The sequence below is a fragment of the Bradyrhizobium sp. Y36 genome (assembly GCF_002531575.1).
Taxonomy (GTDB): domain Bacteria; phylum Pseudomonadota; class Alphaproteobacteria; order Rhizobiales; family Xanthobacteraceae; genus Bradyrhizobium.
Genome location: NZ_NWTI01000009.1, coordinates 181,372 through 199,264 on the forward strand (window position 1 = coordinate 181,372; position 17,893 = coordinate 199,264).

The following is a 17,893-nucleotide window of genomic DNA, read 5'->3' on the forward strand; positions in this document are numbered from 1 at the left end:
GGACTGCGGGTGCCTGCCGGCGCCCGGCCTTCCCTGCGCCCTTTCTGAACGAGAGGGCGCAACGAAGAGAGCAAAGCTCGGGCGAAATCAGCCGCGAGAATGCGAAAGTATGTCTGCAAAGCCAAAATGAGAATTGACGATCGAGGTCATGCGCCTTGCTCCGTCATCGCGCCCGCAACGAGAGCGAGAGCCGGCTCACGCGCTCTCCGTCTCCCGATGCACGTCGTGCACCACGAGGCCCATGCCTTCGTCCGGCATCTTGATCCAGTCGCGGCGCTTCAGCGTGCGCTTGGTGTCCTCATAGCCAGAGGTCCAGTGCTCGCGCATCGAGGTGCCCGAGAACTCGTGGTCCTTGGCGTCGCCCTCATAGGCCTTCTGCTGGTAGATCAGATGCAGAATTGCGATCTCCGGCATGTGGCACAGGCTCGCCTTCAGCTTGCGCTCCTCGTCGGACAACTGCTCGTCCGGCAGCTTGGCGAGGGCCTTGTAGAGCAGGACCTTGAGATTGTGGGTGCGGCGGTAGACGTCGGTGTTGTGGCGCGTGCGCGAGGAATACATGATGTCCTTGTGGCGGGCCATCACGTCCTGGATCGAGCGCGGCAGGACGCCGCGTGCGCTGAACAGGTCGACCTGGAACACCAGCGAATTGAGCGCGTCCTCCTGGTCGAGCAGGTGTTGCAGCGGCGTGTTGGAAACGATGCCGCCGTCCCAGAAATGGTCGGTGCCGATCCGCACCATCGGCAGCGCCGGGGGCAGGGCGCCGGAGGCCATGATGTGCTCCGGCTCGATCTCGTCATGGGAATTGTCGAAATAGATGAAATTGCCCGAGAGCACGTTGACCGCGCCGACGGCGAAACGGACCTTCTTCTCGTTGATGAGATCGAAGTCGACGAGCTCCAGCAGGCTCTCCTTCAGCGGCATCGTGTCGTAATAGCTGGTCGCGGTGCGAGCGCCGACGGGACTGAGCCAGGGATTGACCTGATGCGGGGTGAAGAAGCCGGGTTGGCCCATCGCCGAGGTCATCCACGCGCTGGTGAGATTGCGCCACTGGCGGAAGATGTCTCCGTCTGGCGTGTAGTGCCAGATCTTGCGGTTGGTGATGCGTTCCCAGAAGATGCGCAGCGCCTCGAGCCGCTTCTCCGGCTTGTTGCCGGCGATGATGGCGGAGTTGATCGCGCCGATGGAGACGCCGCAGACCCAGTCGGGCTCAATGCCGGCCTCGTGCAGCGCCTGGTAGACACCTGCCTGGTAGGCGCCGAGCGCGCCGCCGCCTTGCAGGACCAGCGCGACGCGATCGCAGCGCTCGGGCCGCCAGCCCCGTGAGGGTGCCGGATGTGTCTGATAGGTTGGTTGCGACGTCCGGGCGTCCATGGCGGTCATGCTCCAATGACAACCCGAACGATTGCGGCGTGTGGTGACGGCGTGATGACAAATGCGTCGCCAACGGATCGCGGGCAATGCAGGCCGACCACGCCGCAATGGCAGGGGTCGTGGGCCTGACGGAAATCCTTCACATCGCAGTCAATCAGGATCGCTAGCAATTCCAGCCGAACAGGATCACAGGAGACCTGCGATGCGCAGCGAAGACGTGCTGAGACTTCCGTCCATGCCGGCGGCGGGACCGAGCTATCCGGCCGGGCCCTACCGCTTCGTCAACCGTGAATTCCTCGTCATCACCTACGAGACCGACCCGGAACTGATCCGTGCCGGCCTGCCTGAGCCGCTGGAGCCGGTCGAACGGCCGATCGTGCACTACGAATGGATCAGGATGCCGGACTCCTCCGGCTTCGGCAGCTACACCGAATCCGGCCTGGTCATCCCCGCGCGGCTCAACGGCGAGGAGGTCAACTTCGTCTCGCAGATGTATCTCGACGACGATCCGCCGATCGCCGCCGGCCGCGAGATCTGGGGCTTTCCCAAGAAATACGCCCATCCAAAGCTCGAGATCGTCAAGGACACGCTGACCGGCACGCTGGAATATGCCGGCCAGCTCGTGGCCATGGGCACGATGGGCTACAAGCACGAGAGCATGGCCGGCAACGGCGATCTCACCCGCGCCACGCTGTCGAAGACGCAAGTGAATCTGAAGATGATTCCGGGCGTGGACGGTCGTCTCGAAGTCTGCCAGCTGGTCGCGATCAACCTCGTCGACATCGTGCCGAAGGGATCCTGGATGGGACCAGGCCGTTTGCATCTGGTGCCACATGTCAACGCGCCGGTCGCGGATTTCCCGGTGCGCCGTTGCCTCGGGGCGCACCACTATATCGCCGACCTGACGCTGCCGTTCGGCCGCGTCGTGCACGACTACATCAGGGAAGCCGAGGCGGTCGCGACCGGGCTGGCGGCGGAATAGGGTGCCATCATCAAACTGTAACACTGGCGTAATTGAGTACCCGCGTGGTCCGGAAGATGCCGTCAGCCATCTCTCGGAATGAGGCAGTCGTTGACGGTTGGGGCTATCCATGGCTGAGCCGGCAAAGCTTGTCAGCGCGATAGAGGACGCCGACCCGGCCATTCCCGGCCTGGTCTGGGCCTTCCGTCTGCACGGCGACGGCAGCGCCGAGGCGCTGCCGACCGACCGGCCGATCGAGTTCAGCCATGACGGCCGGCTCTGGCTGCATTTCAACTTGACCGACGGTCGGGTGCGTCCGTGGATCGCGTCATCGACGCTGCCGCCGCTTGCGCGCGAGCTGCTGCTGTCGAGCGACACGTTCCAGCAGCTTCACGTCATCGATCACTGCGTCTACGGCGTGTTCTCCGATCTCATCCGCGACATCGACAGCGCGACGGAAGAGACCGCGTTCCTGCGCTTTGCCATGACCGAGCGTCTTCTGATCAGCGGCCGCCATCAGGCGCTGTGCTCGGCGGACGCGACGCGGCGCGTGCTCGAAGGCGGCTACCGCGTCGACAATGTCGCCCATCTCCTGGAGAAGATCGTCGACGAGGTCGCCGACACGCTGGATCGGATGGCCGACAAGCTCGGCCAGGAGATCGACGGCATCGAGGAACGGATTCTCGCCGACGACGCCAGGCCGGAGATGCGCCGCAACCTCGGCCGTCTGCGCCGGACCTGCGTCAGGCTGCATCGCCAGCTCACCGGCTTGCGCGTGCTGTTTCATCGCCTCGACCAGAAGAACACGGACCGTCTCTCACCCGCGTTGCGGATCCGGGCCGGGAAGCTGGCGCAGCGGCTCGACGGGCTCGACCACGACATCGTCGAGCTCCGCGAACGCAGCCGGCTGCTCGAGGAGGAGCTGCGCTTCAAGAACGAGGAGGAGAGCAATCGTCATCTGCACACGCTCTCCATCGTGACCTCGCTGCTGCTGCCGCCGACGCTGATCACCGGCATTTTCGGCATGAACACAAAAGGACTGCCGCTGACCGACGTCGAGAGCGGATTTCTCTGGGCCGCGATGCTGATGGCGTCATCCGTCTGCGCGGCCTATCTGTTCATGCGGCGCACAGGCATTTTCAGATAGCGCGCGCCGGTCGTGAGCTGGAGGACCCGGACAACCCTGGCTGCAATCGCGCTGGCCCACATAGTGGCAAGCCCCAGCGCATTCGCCGGCGCCAAGGACGAAAGCGCGGCGGAATGGCTGTTTCCAAAATGGTTCAACGCGTGGCATGACGGCCTTGCCGGCAAGGGCCTGAATCTCGGCGCCACCTATATCGCAGACAATATCGCCAACTCCTCGGGCGGCGTTAAGCGCGGCGCGATTCATTTCGGCCGTCTCGATCTGTCGGTCGACGCCGATCTCGACAAGCTGATTGGCTGGACAGGCGGTCGCCTCTACGCCAACGCATTCGTGATCTACGGCCAGGGCCTCTCGCGCAACTACGTGATGAACCTCGCGACCATCAGCGAGATCGAAGCGCTGCCGGACCAGCGGCTCTACAATGCCTATTTCGAACAGAGCTTCTTCAACGACCGCCTGAACATCAGGGCCGGCCAGCAGGCGGCCGATGTCGAGTTCTTCGACAGCCAGACCGACGACCTCTTCATCAACGGCACCTTCGGCTGGCCCGCGATCAAGGCTTCCAACCTTCCGGCGGGAGGCCCGGCGCCACCGATCGCGGTACCCGGCATTCGCATCAAGGCCGCGCTGACCGACAGGATCACCGCCTACGGCGCGGTGTTCAACGGCGATCCGTCGGGGCCAGGGGAGGCCGATCCGCAACTCCGCGACCATCACGGCCTTGCGTTCCGCGTCAACGATCCGCCCTGGGTGATCGGGCAGGTCCGCTTCAACTACGACATCGACATCGGCAGCCGTCCGCTCGCCGGCAATTTCACACCGGGCGCCTGGAAGCATTACGGCTCGTTCGACAGCCAGCGTTTCACCCCGCAGGGGCAGTCGATCGCCGATCCCGACGGAAGCGGCATCGCCGCGAAACTACGCGGCAACTACGGGATCTTTGCGGTCATCGAGCAGGTGCTGTATCGCCCGCCATCGGTGACCGAGAACAGCACCTCGGCCTCGCTCCCCGGCATCACCGCGTTCGGCCGTATCGCCTACAGCCCGCCGGACCGCAATCTGATCGATCTGTACCTGGACGGGGGCATCGGCTTTGTCGGCTTCACGCCGGGCCGTCCGCTCGACCGCTTCGGCGTGGCGATGGCCTACATGCGAATTTCGAACACCGCGCGCAATCTCGATCTCGACATCCAGGCCTTCACCGGGATCCGGAGCCCGGTACGCAGCAATGAGACGCTGATCGAGATGATCTACGAGGCGCACGTCAAGCCGGGCTGGCTGGTGGCGCCTTATTTCCAATATGTGTTTCGGCCCTCGGGCGGAATCCCCAGTCCGAACGATCCGACCGGTGTCGCGCGAATTGGCGACGCCGCCGTGTTCGGCGTCACCACCACGATCAGGTACTAGGCCATGGCGGGCTTCGGTTGCCGCGACAGCGCGAGCACGATCAGCGCGGCGAACACGCAGAGCGCGCCTGCGATGAAGAACGCGGGCAGGTAGCTCTGATAGACCGTGCGCGAGAAGCCTGCGCCGAACGCGGCGGTGCCGGCGCCGAGCTGATGGCCGGCGAAGATCCAGCCGAACACCAGATTGGCGCGCTCGGGGCCGAATTTCTGCGCGGTGAGCCGCACCGTCGGCGGCACCGTCGCGATCCAGTCGAGCCCGTAGAACATCGCGAAGATGGAGAGGCCATAGAACGAGAAATCGCTGAAGGGCAGGAAGATCAGCGAGAGCCCGCGCAGGCCGTAATACCAGAACAGCAAATAGCGGTTGTCATAGCGGTCCGACAGCCAGCCCGACATGATGGTGCCGAAGAAGTCGAAGATGCCCATGGCCGCGAGCAGGCCCGCAGCCTGCACTTGCGGGATGCCGAAATCGAGGCACATCGGGATCAGGTGCACCTGGACGAGGCCGTTGGTGGACGCGCCGCAGACGAAGAAGGTAGCAAACAGGATCCAGAACGCGGTCGACTTCGAGGCGTCGCGCAGCGTGCCTAGCGCCACGGCCGTGATCGAACCGTGGCTCACGGGCGGGGCGGGCACCGGCTCGGTACCTTCGTCGCCGAACGGGCGCAGGCCGACATCGCTCGGCCGGTCGCGCATCGCGAGCAGGACGGCCAGTGCGGAGACGCCGAGCATGATGCAGACGAAGCTGAGCGCGAGCCGCCAGCCAAAGCGTTCGGTGAGGCTGGCCAGCAGCGGCAGGAATACGAGCTGGCCGGTGGCGACGCTCGCGGTCATGATGCCGACCACGAGGCCGCGGCGGGCCGCAAACCAGCGCGTTGCAATCGTGGCGCCCAGCACCAGCGCGGTCATGCCGGTGCCGATGCCGATCACGACGCCCCAGAGGGCGACGAGCTGCCAGACCTCGGTCATGCCGAGCGAGAGGACCAGTGCCGAGACCACGATCAGCTGCGCGGTCAGCGTGACGTTGCGCAGGCCGTAGCGGTTGAGCAGGGCGGCCGCGAACGGCGCCATCAGGCCGAACAGGATGAAGCGGATCGACAGCGCGGAGGAAATTTCCGCCGTGCTCCAGCCGAACTCCTTCTGCAGCGGGACGATGAACACGCCGGGCGCGCCGACCGTGCCGGCGCTGATCAGCGCGGCAAGGAAGGTCACGCCGACCATCACCCAGCCGTAATGAATGTTGCGGCGGGACAGAGCTGCTGCGAGCCAGTTCGAGATCATTGGGCCTCAATGTGGGTTGGCAAGTCCGCTGGGACTCGCGTCATCGTTTCAGTCTGGCATGGGGATGGGAAGTCTGAAATGACAGACTTCCCTCAATTTCGGACATTGGTGCTAGTGCGTCAGCCGCTCCACCGCGATCGCGGTGGCTTCGCCGCCGCCGATGCAGAGCGCGGCAATGCCGCGCTTGAGGTTGTTCGCCTCCAGCGCATGCAGCAGCGTCACGATCAGCCGCGCGCCGGTGGCGCCGATGGGATGGCCGAGCGCGCAGGCGCCGCCATTGACGTTCAGCTTCTCGCGGGGAATGCCGAGATCGCGCTGCGCCGCCATCGCGACGACGGCGAAGGCCTCGTTGATCTCGAACAGGTCGACATCGGAGGCAGCCCAGCCGACCTTGTCGAGCAGCTTGCGGATCGCCGGGATCGGCGCCGTGGTGAACCATTGCGGCTCCTGGCTATGGGTGGCGTGGCCCTTGATCTCGGCGAGAACGGGCAGGCCGTTCCGATCGGCGAGCGAGCGCTTCGTCAGCACCAGCGCCGCGGCGCCGTCGGCATTGGCGGAGGAGGCCGCCGGCGTGATCGTGCCGTTGGCGCGGAACGCCGGCTTGAGGCCGGGGATCTTGGCGGGGTCGACCTTCAGCGGATGCTCGTCGTTGGCGATCACGCGGGGGCCGGCCTTCTCGGTCAGCGTGATCGGCGCGATCTCGGCCCTGAACGCGCCGCCCTCGACTGCCTTGCGGGCACGGCTCAGCGTCTCCATGGCATAAGCGTCCTGGTCCTTGCGGGTGAACTGGTAAGCCTCGGCGGTCGCCTCGCCGAAATCGCCCATCGAGCGGCCGGTCTCGTAGGCGTCTTCCAGGCCGTCCATCATCATGTGGTCGATGATGCGGTCGTGGCCGACGCGATAGCCGCCGCGCGCCTTCGCGAGCAGATAGGGCGCATTGCTCATGCTCTCCATGCCGCCGGAGACGACGATCTCGGCGGAGCCCGCGCGAATGATGTCGTGCGCCAGCATGGTCGCCTTCATCCCGGAGCCGCAGACCTTGTTGACGGTGGTCGCGCCGGTGGCATCCGGAAGGCCGGCGCTTCGTACCGCCTGTCGCGCCGGCGCCTGGCCTTGTCCTGCCGGCAGCACGCAGCCCATGAAGACCTCGTCCACCTTCTCCGGCGCGAGCTTGGCGCGTTCCAGCGCAGCGCCGATCACGTGCGATCCGAGCTTGTGCGCGGCAAGCGGCGACAATTCGCCCATGAAGCGGCCGAGCGGGGTGCGGGCGGCGGAGACGATGACGACGGGATCGGCGGCTTCAGCCATGACGGAACTCCGTGGCGATGACATGTAAGATGATGATCATCATATGATGCGGCGCAAAAAATGCAACCCGCGGGTGGGATGAGAAAATGTCGTGGTGAGGATGAGATTTGGTCGTTCGATCCTCGCTGTCATTGCCCGCGAAAGCGGGCAACCCAGTATTCCAGAGGCGGCGCGGCTGGATCCGGGAGGCCGCGGCGTACTGGATGCCCCGCCTTCGCGGGGCATGACACCGTCAGTCGGGAGAGAGCCCTTTCAGCGCCGCAGAACCTACCGCTTCCGGTTCACGAACGCGCCCATCAGCCGCGTCGGCTCGTCGGTCAGGAACGACTCGCCAAATACCTTCACGCTCAGATTCACCGATTCCGTCAGCGGCAGCTCCTCCCATTGCCGCAGCAGCGCCTTCTGCGAGCGCAGCGCTTCGGGACCGCATGCGAGCAGCGCCGTCACGACGTGCTCGACCTCGGCATCGAGCCCGCCTTCGGCCGCGACCTTGTCGATAAGGCCCCAGGCGAGCGCCGTGGGCGCGTCGATGTTCTCCGCCGTCATCACCAGCCAGCGCGCGCGGGCCCAGCCGATCAGCCGCGGCAGCAGTGCGGCGTGGATCACCGAGGGAATGCCGACGCGCACCTCCGGCATGCCGAAATGGGCATCATGCGCGGCAATGCGGAAATCGCAGGCAGCCGCCACTTCCAGCCCGCCACCGAGGCACCAGCCCGGCATGCGCGCGATCACGGGCGCGGGGAATTGGCGCACCGCCTCGCAGAGATCGCGCAGGCGGCTGATGAAGGCTTCGGCCGATGCCTGGTCGAGCTTCGCCATCTCCTTGATGTCGGCGCCGCCGATCATGCTCTTCTCGCTCTGGCCGCGCAGCACCACGACGCGGATGGTGCGGTCGGAGGAAAGCTGCTGCAGGCCATCGCGCACGGCCTCGGTCACCGGCGAGCCGAGAATGTTGAGCGGGCCGGCGTTGCAGATCGCGACATGGACGACGCCACGCGTATCGCGCGTCACGCCGCAATGGTGGTTGAGCATTTCCATCGTCAGATCTCGAAGGGTTCGTGGACGCGGCAAAGCGCGCCGATCGGGATCACTTCCGGGCTGAAACCCCCGGCTTGTCAAGCGGGCAGGAGGGGCGGAGTTGCCAGGGCGAAGTCCGTAGCATAGCATGATGTACATCATACAAAGAGGTGCGCATGACGAACATCGATCAATCCGACCTGTTTTCGCCGGCGCAGCGGCGTGAGCGCGTGGTGGAGTGGCAGGTGCCTGCGCCGGTCGCAAAAGCGGCGATGGCCCTGTCCGGCATGGATGCCATGCTCGGGATTCGCGACGGCCGGCTGCCGCCGCCGCCTTTCGCGAAACTGATCGGCTTCACCATGGCCGCTGTCGAGCCGGGGCGGATCGTCATGGAACTGGAGCCGCGCGAGGACCTCGAAAACACCATCGGCCTGATTCACGGCGCGACCGCCGCGGCGCTGCTCGATACCGCCATGGGCTGTGCCATTTCGACCCGGCTCGAGGCCGGTCAGAGCTCGGTGACCCTCGACCTGAAAATGACGTTCCTGCGTCCGCTCTCGGTCCGTTCCGGGCTGATTTCGGCCGAAGGTAAGGTGATCAAGCTGGGGCGGCAGACCAGCTACACCGAAGGCTTCGTCCGCGACGGCAAGGGGGCCCTTGCGGTGCATGCAACCGCAACGTTTTCCATGATCGGAAGCAACTTAACATGAATTAATGCACCCATTTCGTGATTGGCGTGTTATGAGATGACCATCGACATCCAATGAGAACCGCATGCGCTACTCCCGGGAACACAAGCAGGAAACCCACGACCGCATCGTGAGGAAGGCCTCCGTGCGGCTGCGTGAAAAGGGCGCCCACGGCATTGGCGTCGCCGACCTGATGAAGGAGGCCGGCCTGACCCATGGCGGCTTCTACGCGCATTTCGATTCCCGCGAGGCGCTGGTGATCGAGGCCTTCGGCTACGCCATGGACCGCTCGATGGAGCATTGGCGCAAGATCACCAATGAGGTGTCTCCGGAAAAGCGGCTGGCCCTGATCGCAGAGGCCTACCTCTCGGCGCTGCACCGGGACAATCCCGGCCACGGTTGCTCGATTCCCGCGCTGGGCGCCGAGATCGCTCGCGAGAGCCCGAAAGCCCGCAAGGCGTTTGCCGGAAAGCTTGATGAGATGATCGAGCTGATGACGGACTACATCCCGAACCTGCCGCGCAAGGCCGCGCGCAAGCAGGCGATCGCGACGCTGGCGACGATGGCTGGTACCATGCTGCTCTCTCGCATCGCCGGCGCCAGCGAACTGTCCGACGAGGTGCTGAAGGCGGGCCGGGACACGGCGCTCGAAGGCACGAAGCGCGAGCCGAAGGCTGCCGCAGCGAAGAAGGCGAAGAGCTAGGCGCTACCGCCCCGCAAACAACGCCCGCTCGCGCTCCACGATCTCGCCGATGTAATCCGCCACCGCACGTATGCGCGCGAGATCCTTGCTGTCGGCGTGCATCAGCATCCAGAACGTCCGCGTGATCGAAATCTCGTCCGGCAGCACGGCTTTGAGCTGCGGATAATCGCTCGCCATGAAATGCGGCAGCACCGCGATGCCGAAGCCTGACAGTGTGGCGTTGAGCTGGGCGATCAGATTGGCGCTGCGGAAGCGCGCGGAGATTCGCGGCGACACCTGCGGCAGGTAGTCGAGCTCCGGCGTGAACAGGAGCTCCTCGATGTAGCCGACGAAGCGGTGCTGCGGCAGGTCCTGCCGTGACGTGATCGCAGGGAAGCGGTCGAGATAGGCCGGCGACGCATAGAGCCCGAGACGGTAGTCGAGCAGCTTGCGGCCGACGATGCGGCCTTCCTTGGGCATGGTCAGGCTGATGGCGATATCGGCTTCGCGCTTGGAGAGACTGAACAGGCGGGCAGTGGCCACAAGTTGCAGGTCGAGGTCGGGATAGCGGTCCGCGAACGGCGCGAGCCGCGGCGCCAGGAAGGCGGTGCCGAAGCCGTCGGGGGCGCCGATCCGCACCGTCCCGGTCAGCCGCGCTACCGAGCCGCCGACCTGTTCCTGGTTGGCGACGATGGTCGATTCCATGGCTTCGGCGCTGTCGGCGACGCGCTGCCCGGCCTCGGTGAGGAGATAACCGGTCTTGCGCCGGTCAAACAGCTTGGCCGAGAGGTGCTTCTCCAGCCGATCGACGCGGCGGATCACGGTGGCATGGTCGACGCCGAGCTGTTTTGCCGCAGCCGAAACCGAGCCGCCCCGCACGATGGCCAGCACGAAGCGAAAGTCGTCCCAGTCGATAGCGCCTTGATCCAGCATTTTCGCACATCTATGGTGCATTATCTCAGACTTGAATCCTATAAAATGCAGGTCGATAGGATTTGTCAAAGCGTTCAAGCTCGGCCTCAAGGAGATCATTCCATGCGTTCAGTCGGACATTTCATCGGTGGCAAGGAAGTAAAGGGCACCTCTGGCCGCACCGCCGACGTTTTCGAGCCGATGACCGGTGACGTGCAGGCCAAGGTGGCGCTGGCGTCCAAGGCCGAAGTCCGCGCCGCCGTCGAGAACGCGCGCGCCGCGCAGCCCGAGTGGGCCGCGACCAACCCGCAGCGCCGCGCCCGCGTCATGATGAAATTCCTCGAGCTGGTGCAGCGCGACTACGACAAGCTCGCCGAACTGCTCGCCCGCGAACACGGCAAGACGGTACCGGACGCCAAGGGCGACATCCAGCGCGGCCTCGAGGTCGCCGAGTTCGCCTGCGGCATCCCGCATCTGATGAAGGGCGAGTACACCGAGGGTGCCGGCCCCGGCATCGACATCTATTCCATGCGTCAGCCGCTTGGCGTCGTCGCCGGCATCACGCCGTTCAACTTCCCGGCGATGATCCCGATGTGGAAGTTTGCCCCCGCCATCGCCTGCGGCAACGCCTTCATCCTCAAGCCGTCGGAGCGCGATCCCGGCGTGCCGATGCTGCTCGCCGAGCTCATGATGGAAGCGGGCCTGCCGGCCGGCATCCTCAACGTCGTCAACGGCGACAAGGAAGCGGTCGACGCCATCCTCGACGATCCCGACATCAAGGCCGTCGGCTTCGTCGGCTCCACCCCGATCGCGCAGTACATCTATGAGCGCGCCGCCCAGACCGGCAAGCGCTGCCAGTGCTTCGGTGGCGCCAAGAACCACGCCATCATCATGCCGGACGCCGACATGGACCAGGCGGTCGACGCGCTGATCGGCGCCGGCTACGGCTCGGCCGGCGAACGCTGCATGGCCGTCTCGGTTGCCGTGCCCGTCGGCAAGTCCACCGCCGACCGTCTGATGGAAAAGCTGATCCCGCGCGTCGAGAGCCTCAAGATCGGCACCTCGATCGATCCGTCGGCCGATTACGGTCCGCTGGTGACGCGCGAGGCGGTCGAGAAGGTCAAGAGCTATATCGACATCGGCATCAAGGAAGGCGCGACGCTCGCCGTCGACGGCCGCGGCTTCAAGATGCAGGGCTATGAAAAGGGCTTCTATCTCGGCGGTTCGCTGTTCGACAACGTCACCAAGGACATGCGGATCTACAAGGAAGAGATCTTCGGGCCCGTGCTCTCGGTCGTGCGCGCGCACGACTACAAGGAAGCGCTGGCGCTGCCGTCGGAGCATGACTACGGCAACGGCGTTGCCATCTTCACCCGCGACGGCGACGCCGCGCGCGACTTCGCGGCCAAGGTCAACGTCGGCATGGTCGGCATCAACGTGCCGATCCCGGTGCCGATCGCCTATTACACCTTCGGCGGCTGGAAGAAGTCGGGCTTCGGCGATCTCAACCAGCATGGCCCGGATTCGGTCCGCTTCTACACCAAGACCAAGACGGTGACCTCGCGCTGGCCGTCCGGCGTCAAGGAAGGCGCTGAGTTCTCGATCCCGCTGATGAAGTGATCCTCTTGAGGAGCGAGGCCGGGATGCAGTTCGCTCTGAACGAGGATCAGGTCGCGGTGCGCGACATGGCGTTGGCGTTTGCGGCGGAGAAGATCGCGCCGCACGCGCTGCGCTGGGACGAGGAGAAGCATTTTCCCGTCGACGTGATGCGCGAGGCGGCGACCCTCGGCATGGGCGGCATCTACATCCGCGAGGATGTCGGCGGCTCCGCCATGACACGCTTCGACGCGGCGCTGATCTTCGAGGCGCTGGCGACGGGCTGCCCGACCACGTCGGCCTTCATCTCCATTCACAACATGGCAAGCTGGATGATCGATGCCTTCGGCAGCGACACCCAGCGCCACAAATGGCTGCCAAAGCTCTGTTCGATGGAGCTGATCGCGAGTTACTGCCTGACCGAGCCGGGGGCCGGCTCGGATGCGGCAGCGCTGCGCACGCGGGCGGTGCGCGACGGCGACCATTACATCCTCAACGGCCAGAAGCAGTTCATCTCCGGCGCCGGCGGCACGGATCTGTTGGTCGCGATGGTGCGCACCGGCGGCGACGGTCCCGGCGGCATCTCGACCCTCGTCATCGACGGCAAGACGCCGGGTGTCTCCTTCGGCGCCAACGAGCGCAAGATGGGCTGGAATGCGCAGCCGACCCGCGCCGTGATATTCGAGAACGCCCGCGTGCCGGTTGCGAACCGGCTCAGCGAGGAGGGCGTCGGCTTCAAGATCGCGATGGCCGGCCTCGACGGCGGCCGCCTCAACATCACGGCGTGCTCGCTCGGCGGCGCGCAGACGGCGCTCGACAAGGCCCGCGCCTACATGAAGGAGCGCAAGGCGTTCGGAAAGCGGCTCGACGAATTCCAGGCGCTGCAGTTCCGTCTTGCCGACATGGCGATCGAGCTCGAGGCCGCGCGCACCTTCCTGTGGCGTGCCGCCGCAGCGCTGGATCGCAAGGACCCCGACGCCACCATGCTATGCGCGATGGCCAAGCGCTTCGGCACCGATGTCGGCTTCGAGGTCGCCAACCATGCGCTGCAGCTGCACGGCGGCTACGGCTACCTCAGCGAATACGGCATCGAGAAGATCGTGCGCGATCTGCGCGTGCACCAGATCCTCGAAGGCACCAATGAAATCATGCGGCTCATCGTGGCGCGCAAACTGATCGAGGGCGCGCGATGAGCGGAGCGGAAGAGGGCGATCTCGTCGCCCGCGTCGAGGGCGCGGCGGGCATCATCAGGCTCAACCGTCCCAAGGCGATCAATGCCGTCACGCTGGAGATGTTTCGCGACATCGAGAAGGCGCTCGACCGCTTCGCGGGCGATCCCGCTGTTGCCGTAATCCTGCTGGAAGGCTCAGGCGAGCGCGGCCTCTGTGCCGGCGGCGACATCCGCACGCTCTGGGAAAGCTCGAAGGTCAATGGCGATCTCGGCAAGATCCTGTGGCGCGAGGAGTACATCCTCAACGCACGGATCAAGAAGTTCCCAAAACCCTACGTCGCCTTCATGGACGGCATCGTGATGGGCGGCGGCGTCGGTCTGTCCGCCCATGCCAGCCATCGCGTCGTCACCGATCGCACCAGGCTGGCGATGCCCGAGGTCGGGCTCGGCTTCTTCCCAGATGTCGGCGGCACCTATCTGCTGTCGCATGCGCCGGGCGAGATCGGCACCTATTTCGGGCTGACTGGCCAGACCATGAACGGGCCGGACGCGATCCACGCGAAGTTCGCCGATTGGGTTGTGCCGGCGGCGAAACTCCCGGAGCTGCGCGAGGCGCTGACGAAGGTCCGTCCGGGTGCGACCGCCGCCGATGTCAGCAAGCTCGTCGGCGGCTTTGCGACCGGCGAGTCTGCGGGACCGGTGGCTGCGAAGGAGCCTGTCATCGATGCGCTGTTCGGCTTCGACCGCATGGAGGACATCGTCGCGGCGCTGGGGCGCGACGGCTCGGAGTTTGCGCTGGCGACGCTGAAGACGCTCAACGAAAAATCGCCGCGCGGCATGGTGGTGACGCTGAAGCTGCTGCGGCTCGCGCGCGCCTCGTCGAGCCTCGAGGAATGCCTGGTGCGAGAATATCGCGCCGCGCTGGAAGTCTTCCGCAGCGACGATTTTCGCGAGGGCGTGCGTGCCGCCGTGATCGACAAGGACCGTAACCCGACCTGGTCGCCGCCGCGCATAGAGGAGGTGACGCCGGAGATGCTGGCGCCCTATCTCGCCGAGATCGGCGCGGACGAGCTGAAGTTCAATTAACCAAGGGACAGCGGAGGAAACGACAATGGCCACGATCGCATTCATTGGTCTGGGCAATATGGGCGGCCCGATGGCGGCCAACCTCGTCAAGGCCGGCCACAAGGTGGTGGCGTTCGATCTCGTCGAAGCCTCGCGCAATCAGGCCAAGGCCGATGGCGCCGGCATTGCCGACAGTGCCGTGGGCGCGGTGAAGGGCGCCGACGTCGTCGTCACCATGCTCCCCGCAGGCAAGCATGTGCTGGGCGTCTGGAACGAGGTCGTTCCCGCCATGACCAAGGGCGCGCTGATCATCGACAGCTCCACCATCGACGTCGAGAGCGCGCGGGCAGCGCATGCGCTGGCCGCCAAGAACGGCGTGCTCTCGGTCGATGCGCCGGTCTCCGGCGGCACCGGCGGCGCCAAGGGCGCCACGCTCACCTTCATGTGCGGCGGCGAGGACAAGGCATTTGCTGCGGCCAAGCCCGTGCTGGAAAACATGGGCAAGAAGATCGTCCATTGCGGCGGCGCCGGCGCGGGGCAGGCGGCCAAGATCTGCAACAACATGATCCTCGGCATCTCCATGATCGCGGTCAGCGAAGCCTTCGCGCTCGGCGAGAAGCTCGGCCTCTCGCACCAGGCGCTGTTCGACGTCGCCTCGACCTCCTCGGGCCAGTGCTGGTCACTGACGACGTATTGCCCGGTGCCGGGCCCGGTGCCGACCTCGCCCGCCAACAACGACTACAAGCCGGGCTTCGCCTCGGCGCTGATGGTGAAGGATCTGACGCTGGCGCAGGACGCGGCCAAGGCCGCCGGCGCGGCCACGCCGCTCGGCAAGCATGCGCAGGAGATCTATCAGTCTTTCGACGCAGCCGGCCAGGGCGGGGTGGATTTTTCCGGAATTATCAAGCACGTTCGCAGCCTCGCTGGAAAATAGCGGGGCTTCGTGGCCCGGATGGAGCGAAGCGAAATCCGGGACAGCTGCTTCCATTGTGGTAGCGGCCCCCGGATTGCGCTTCGCTCCATCCGGGCTACGCTCGAAAGTCAATTCGACGGGCCCGGATCATGACGACATTTCAGGAAGCACGCGCGTTCCTTCTGCAACACCGCGCCGACTACGAGACAGCGGTCAGAGACTTCCGCTGGCCCGATCCGGTTCCTTTCAACTGGGCGCTCGACTGGTTCGACGCCGAGCTGGCGGCGAACGCAGAGAGCAGGGATCGCCCCGCGCTCTGGATCGTCGACGCCGCGCAGGACCGGCAGACAAAGCTCTCTTTCTCGGCGCTCTCGAAGCGCTCGAACCAGGTCGCAAACTTCCTCCGCGCGCAGGGCCTGAAGCGCGGCGATCATCTCCTGCTGCTGCTCGGCAATGTGGTTCCGCTGTGGGAGACCATGCTGGCGGCGATGAAGCTCGGCGTCGTCGTGATCCCGGCGACCACGCTGCTCACCGCGGATGAACTCCGCGACCGCCTCGACCGCGGCAAGGCGAAGGCGGTCGTTGCCGCACAGGACCAGGTCGCGAAATTCGCAAGTCTTGAATTTACAAACCTTGGCGCGGAGAACGTCATTCGCATCGTGGTCGGCAACGCCTCCGACGGATGGCTGTCATACGATGATGCGGCAAAGACGTCCGAGAGTTTCAGCGCGGACGGCCCGACCAACGCCGATGACCCGATGCTGCTTTATTTCACCTCGGGCACCACGGCGAAACCAAAACTCGTCCGGCACAGCCAGCGCAGCTATCCGGTCGGCCATCTCTCGACCATGTACTGGATCGGGCTGAAGCCCGGCGACGTCCATCTCAATATCTCTTCGCCCGGCTGGGCCAAGCACGCCTGGAGCTGCTTCTTCGCGCCGTGGAATGCGGGCGCCACCGTCTTCGTGGTCAACCAGCCGCGCTTCGATGCAAAAGGCCTGCTCGCCACCATCGGCCGCTGCGGGGTCACCACGCTGTGCGCGCCGCCGACGGTGTGGCGGCTGTTCATCCAGGAGGACCTTGCTTCGTTCAAGGTGGCCTTGCGCGAAGTCTGCGGCGCCGGCGAGCCGCTGAACCCTGAAGTGATCGACCAGGTGCGGGCGGCCTGGGGCCTCACCATCCGCGACGGCTACGGTCAGACCGAGACGACCGCGCTGGCCGGCAACTCGCCGGGCCAGAAGATCAAGATCGGCTCGATGGGCCGGCCGCTGCCCGGCTATCGCGTGCAGATCAGCGATGCAGACGGCAACAAGGCAAAGGAGGGCGAGGTGACGCTGGTGCTCGGCTCCGAGCGGCCCGCCGGCCTGATGCAGGGCTATCAGGGCGACGACGGCAAGCTGTCCGGTGCCGAGGGCGAGCTCTATCGCAGCGGCGACGTCGTGTTCGAGGATGATGAGGGCTATCTCACCTTCGTCGGCCGTTCCGACGACGTCTTCAAGTCATCCGATTACCGCATCAGCCCGTTCGAGCTGGAGAGCGTGCTGCTCGAGCACGAGTTGGTCGCGGAAGCCGCGGTCGTGCCGAGCCCGGACCCGATCCGCCTTGCGATCCCCAAGGCGTTCGTGCTGCTGACTTCCGGCACGGAGCGGACGCCGGAAACGGCGCTGTCCATCTTCAGGCACCTGCATGCGCGCCTCGCCCCGTTCAAGCGCATCCGCCGCCTCGAAATCGTCACCGAGCTGCCGAAGACGATCTCTGGCAAAATCCGCCGCGTGCAGCTACGACGGCTCGAACGCGACGATGATCGTGACGATCCGCTGCGCGGCCGGGAATTCCGCGAGGAGGATTTTCCGGAGCTGTCGAAAACACGGAGTGAGACCTAAGTGAACCAAATCTGGAAGTCGCCGCCGATCACGCTCGAGGCCTATCAGGCCCTGGTCGGCAAGGAGATCGGCGTGTCGTCCTGGCATCTGATCGACCAGCCCCGCATCAATACCTATGCCGACGTGACCGAGGACCATCAGTTCATCCACGTCGATCCGGAAAGAGCCAGGAAGGAGACGGCGTTCGGCACCACCATCGCGCACGGCTTCCTGACCGTGTCGATGTTGTCGGTGATGTCGTACGAGGTGATGCCGGCGATTGCCGGCACCACGATGGGCGTCAATTACGGCTTCGACAAGCTGCGCTTCATCTCCCCGGTGCGCTCGGGCAAGCGCATCCGCGGCCGTTTCGTGCTGGCGGAAGCCAAGCTGCGTAAGCCGAACGAGCTGCAGTCCCGTACCAACGTGACGGTGGAGATCGAAGGCGAGGACAAGCCGGCCCTGGTCGCCGAATGGCTGGGTCTGATCTATTTCGCGTAGGCTTGAGCGGGCTT

16 protein-coding genes are annotated in these 17,893 nt (G+C 65.3%); 11 read left to right on the forward strand and 5 right to left on the reverse strand.

From position 1 onward, the window contains the following. Positions 1–195: 195 nt before the first annotated feature. On the reverse strand, positions 196–1,371 hold the full coding sequence (locus CO669_RS17915; RefSeq protein ID WP_097661215.1) for a patatin-like phospholipase family protein: 1,176 nt from the start codon (positions 1,369–1,371) through the stop codon (positions 196–198). Between the two features lie 202 nt (positions 1,372–1,573). On the opposite strand from CO669_RS17915, the gene CO669_RS17920 reads away from it, so the two are divergent. From CO669_RS17920 to CO669_RS17930, 3 genes are all read left to right on the forward strand, one after another. Then, the gene (locus CO669_RS17920; protein WP_097661155.1) at positions 1,574–2,353 is read left to right on the forward strand and encodes an acetoacetate decarboxylase; all 780 of its coding nucleotides are present in this window, start codon (positions 1,574–1,576) and stop codon (positions 2,351–2,353) included. A gap of 109 nt (positions 2,354–2,462) precedes the next feature. Then, a complete protein-coding gene (locus CO669_RS17925; protein WP_097661156.1) occupies positions 2,463–3,479 on the forward strand; it encodes a transporter in 1,017 nt (338 codons plus the stop codon). A gap of 63 nt (positions 3,480–3,542) precedes the next feature. Next, a complete protein-coding gene (locus CO669_RS17930) occupies positions 3,543–4,883 on the forward strand; it encodes a carbohydrate porin (RefSeq protein ID WP_245444344.1) in 1,341 nt (446 codons plus the stop codon). Here the strand turns inward: CO669_RS17930 and CO669_RS17935 are convergent. From CO669_RS17935 to CO669_RS17945, 3 genes are all read right to left on the reverse strand, one after another. Then, a complete protein-coding gene (locus tag CO669_RS17935; protein ID WP_097661160.1) occupies positions 4,880–6,163 on the reverse strand; it encodes an MFS transporter in 1,284 nt (427 codons plus the stop codon). The two genes, CO669_RS17930 and CO669_RS17935, sit on opposite strands and share 4 nt — an antisense overlap. Positions 6,164–6,274: 111 nt before the next feature. Next, positions 6,275–7,471, reverse strand: coding sequence for an acetyl-CoA C-acyltransferase (locus CO669_RS17940; protein WP_097661161.1), 1,197 nt, complete (start codon positions 7,469–7,471; stop codon positions 6,275–6,277). A gap of 267 nt (positions 7,472–7,738) precedes the next feature. After that, positions 7,739–8,509, reverse strand: a complete 771-nt coding sequence (locus tag CO669_RS17945; RefSeq protein WP_097661162.1) for an enoyl-CoA hydratase — start codon at positions 8,507–8,509, stop codon at positions 7,739–7,741. Positions 8,510–8,664: 155 nt separating this feature from the next. Between CO669_RS17945 and CO669_RS17950 the strand changes: the two genes are divergently transcribed. Continuing rightward, positions 8,665–9,198: a PaaI family thioesterase gene (locus CO669_RS17950; protein WP_097661164.1), complete on the forward strand. Its 534-nt coding sequence runs from the start codon at positions 8,665–8,667 to the stop codon at positions 9,196–9,198. 64 nt (positions 9,199–9,262) lie between these two features. After that, positions 9,263–9,880, forward strand: a complete 618-nt coding sequence (locus CO669_RS17955) for a TetR/AcrR family transcriptional regulator (RefSeq protein WP_097661166.1) — start codon at positions 9,263–9,265, stop codon at positions 9,878–9,880. 3 nt (positions 9,881–9,883) lie between these two features. Here CO669_RS17955 and CO669_RS17960 read toward each other — a convergent pair whose 3' ends face one another. Then, positions 9,884–10,792, reverse strand: coding sequence for a LysR family transcriptional regulator (locus tag CO669_RS17960; RefSeq protein ID WP_097661167.1), 909 nt, complete (start codon positions 10,790–10,792; stop codon positions 9,884–9,886). A 102-nt stretch (positions 10,793–10,894) separates the two neighbouring features. Here CO669_RS17960 and CO669_RS17965 point away from each other — a divergent pair, with 102 nt between their 5' ends. From CO669_RS17965 to CO669_RS17990, 6 genes are all read left to right on the forward strand, one after another. Further along, positions 10,895–12,391: a CoA-acylating methylmalonate-semialdehyde dehydrogenase gene (locus CO669_RS17965; protein ID WP_097661169.1), complete on the forward strand. Its 1,497-nt coding sequence runs from the start codon at positions 10,895–10,897 to the stop codon at positions 12,389–12,391. Between the two features lie 23 nt (positions 12,392–12,414). After that, positions 12,415–13,560 carry an isobutyryl-CoA dehydrogenase gene (locus tag CO669_RS17970; RefSeq protein ID WP_097661171.1) on the forward strand — a complete coding sequence of 382 codons (1,146 nt, stop codon included), beginning with the start codon at positions 12,415–12,417 and terminating at the stop codon, positions 13,558–13,560. Beyond that, positions 13,557–14,624 carry an enoyl-CoA hydratase/isomerase family protein gene (locus tag CO669_RS17975; RefSeq protein ID WP_097661173.1) on the forward strand — a complete coding sequence of 356 codons (1,068 nt, stop codon included), beginning with the start codon at positions 13,557–13,559 and terminating at the stop codon, positions 14,622–14,624. The genes CO669_RS17970 and CO669_RS17975 overlap by 4 nt, the downstream gene beginning before the upstream one ends. Continuing rightward, positions 14,620–15,537 (forward strand): 3-hydroxyisobutyrate dehydrogenase, encoded by a 918-nt coding sequence (gene mmsB, locus CO669_RS17980; protein WP_283806796.1) that lies wholly within the window; start codon positions 14,620–14,622, stop codon positions 15,535–15,537. The genes CO669_RS17975 and mmsB overlap by 5 nt, the downstream gene beginning before the upstream one ends. A gap of 128 nt (positions 15,538–15,665) precedes the next feature. Then, positions 15,666–17,399, forward strand: coding sequence for an AMP-binding protein (locus CO669_RS17985; protein WP_097661176.1), 1,734 nt, complete (start codon positions 15,666–15,668; stop codon positions 17,397–17,399). Then, positions 17,400–17,879, forward strand: a complete 480-nt coding sequence (locus CO669_RS17990) for a MaoC family dehydratase (protein WP_097661178.1) — start codon at positions 17,400–17,402, stop codon at positions 17,877–17,879. Positions 17,880–17,893: the final 14 nt, after the last annotated feature.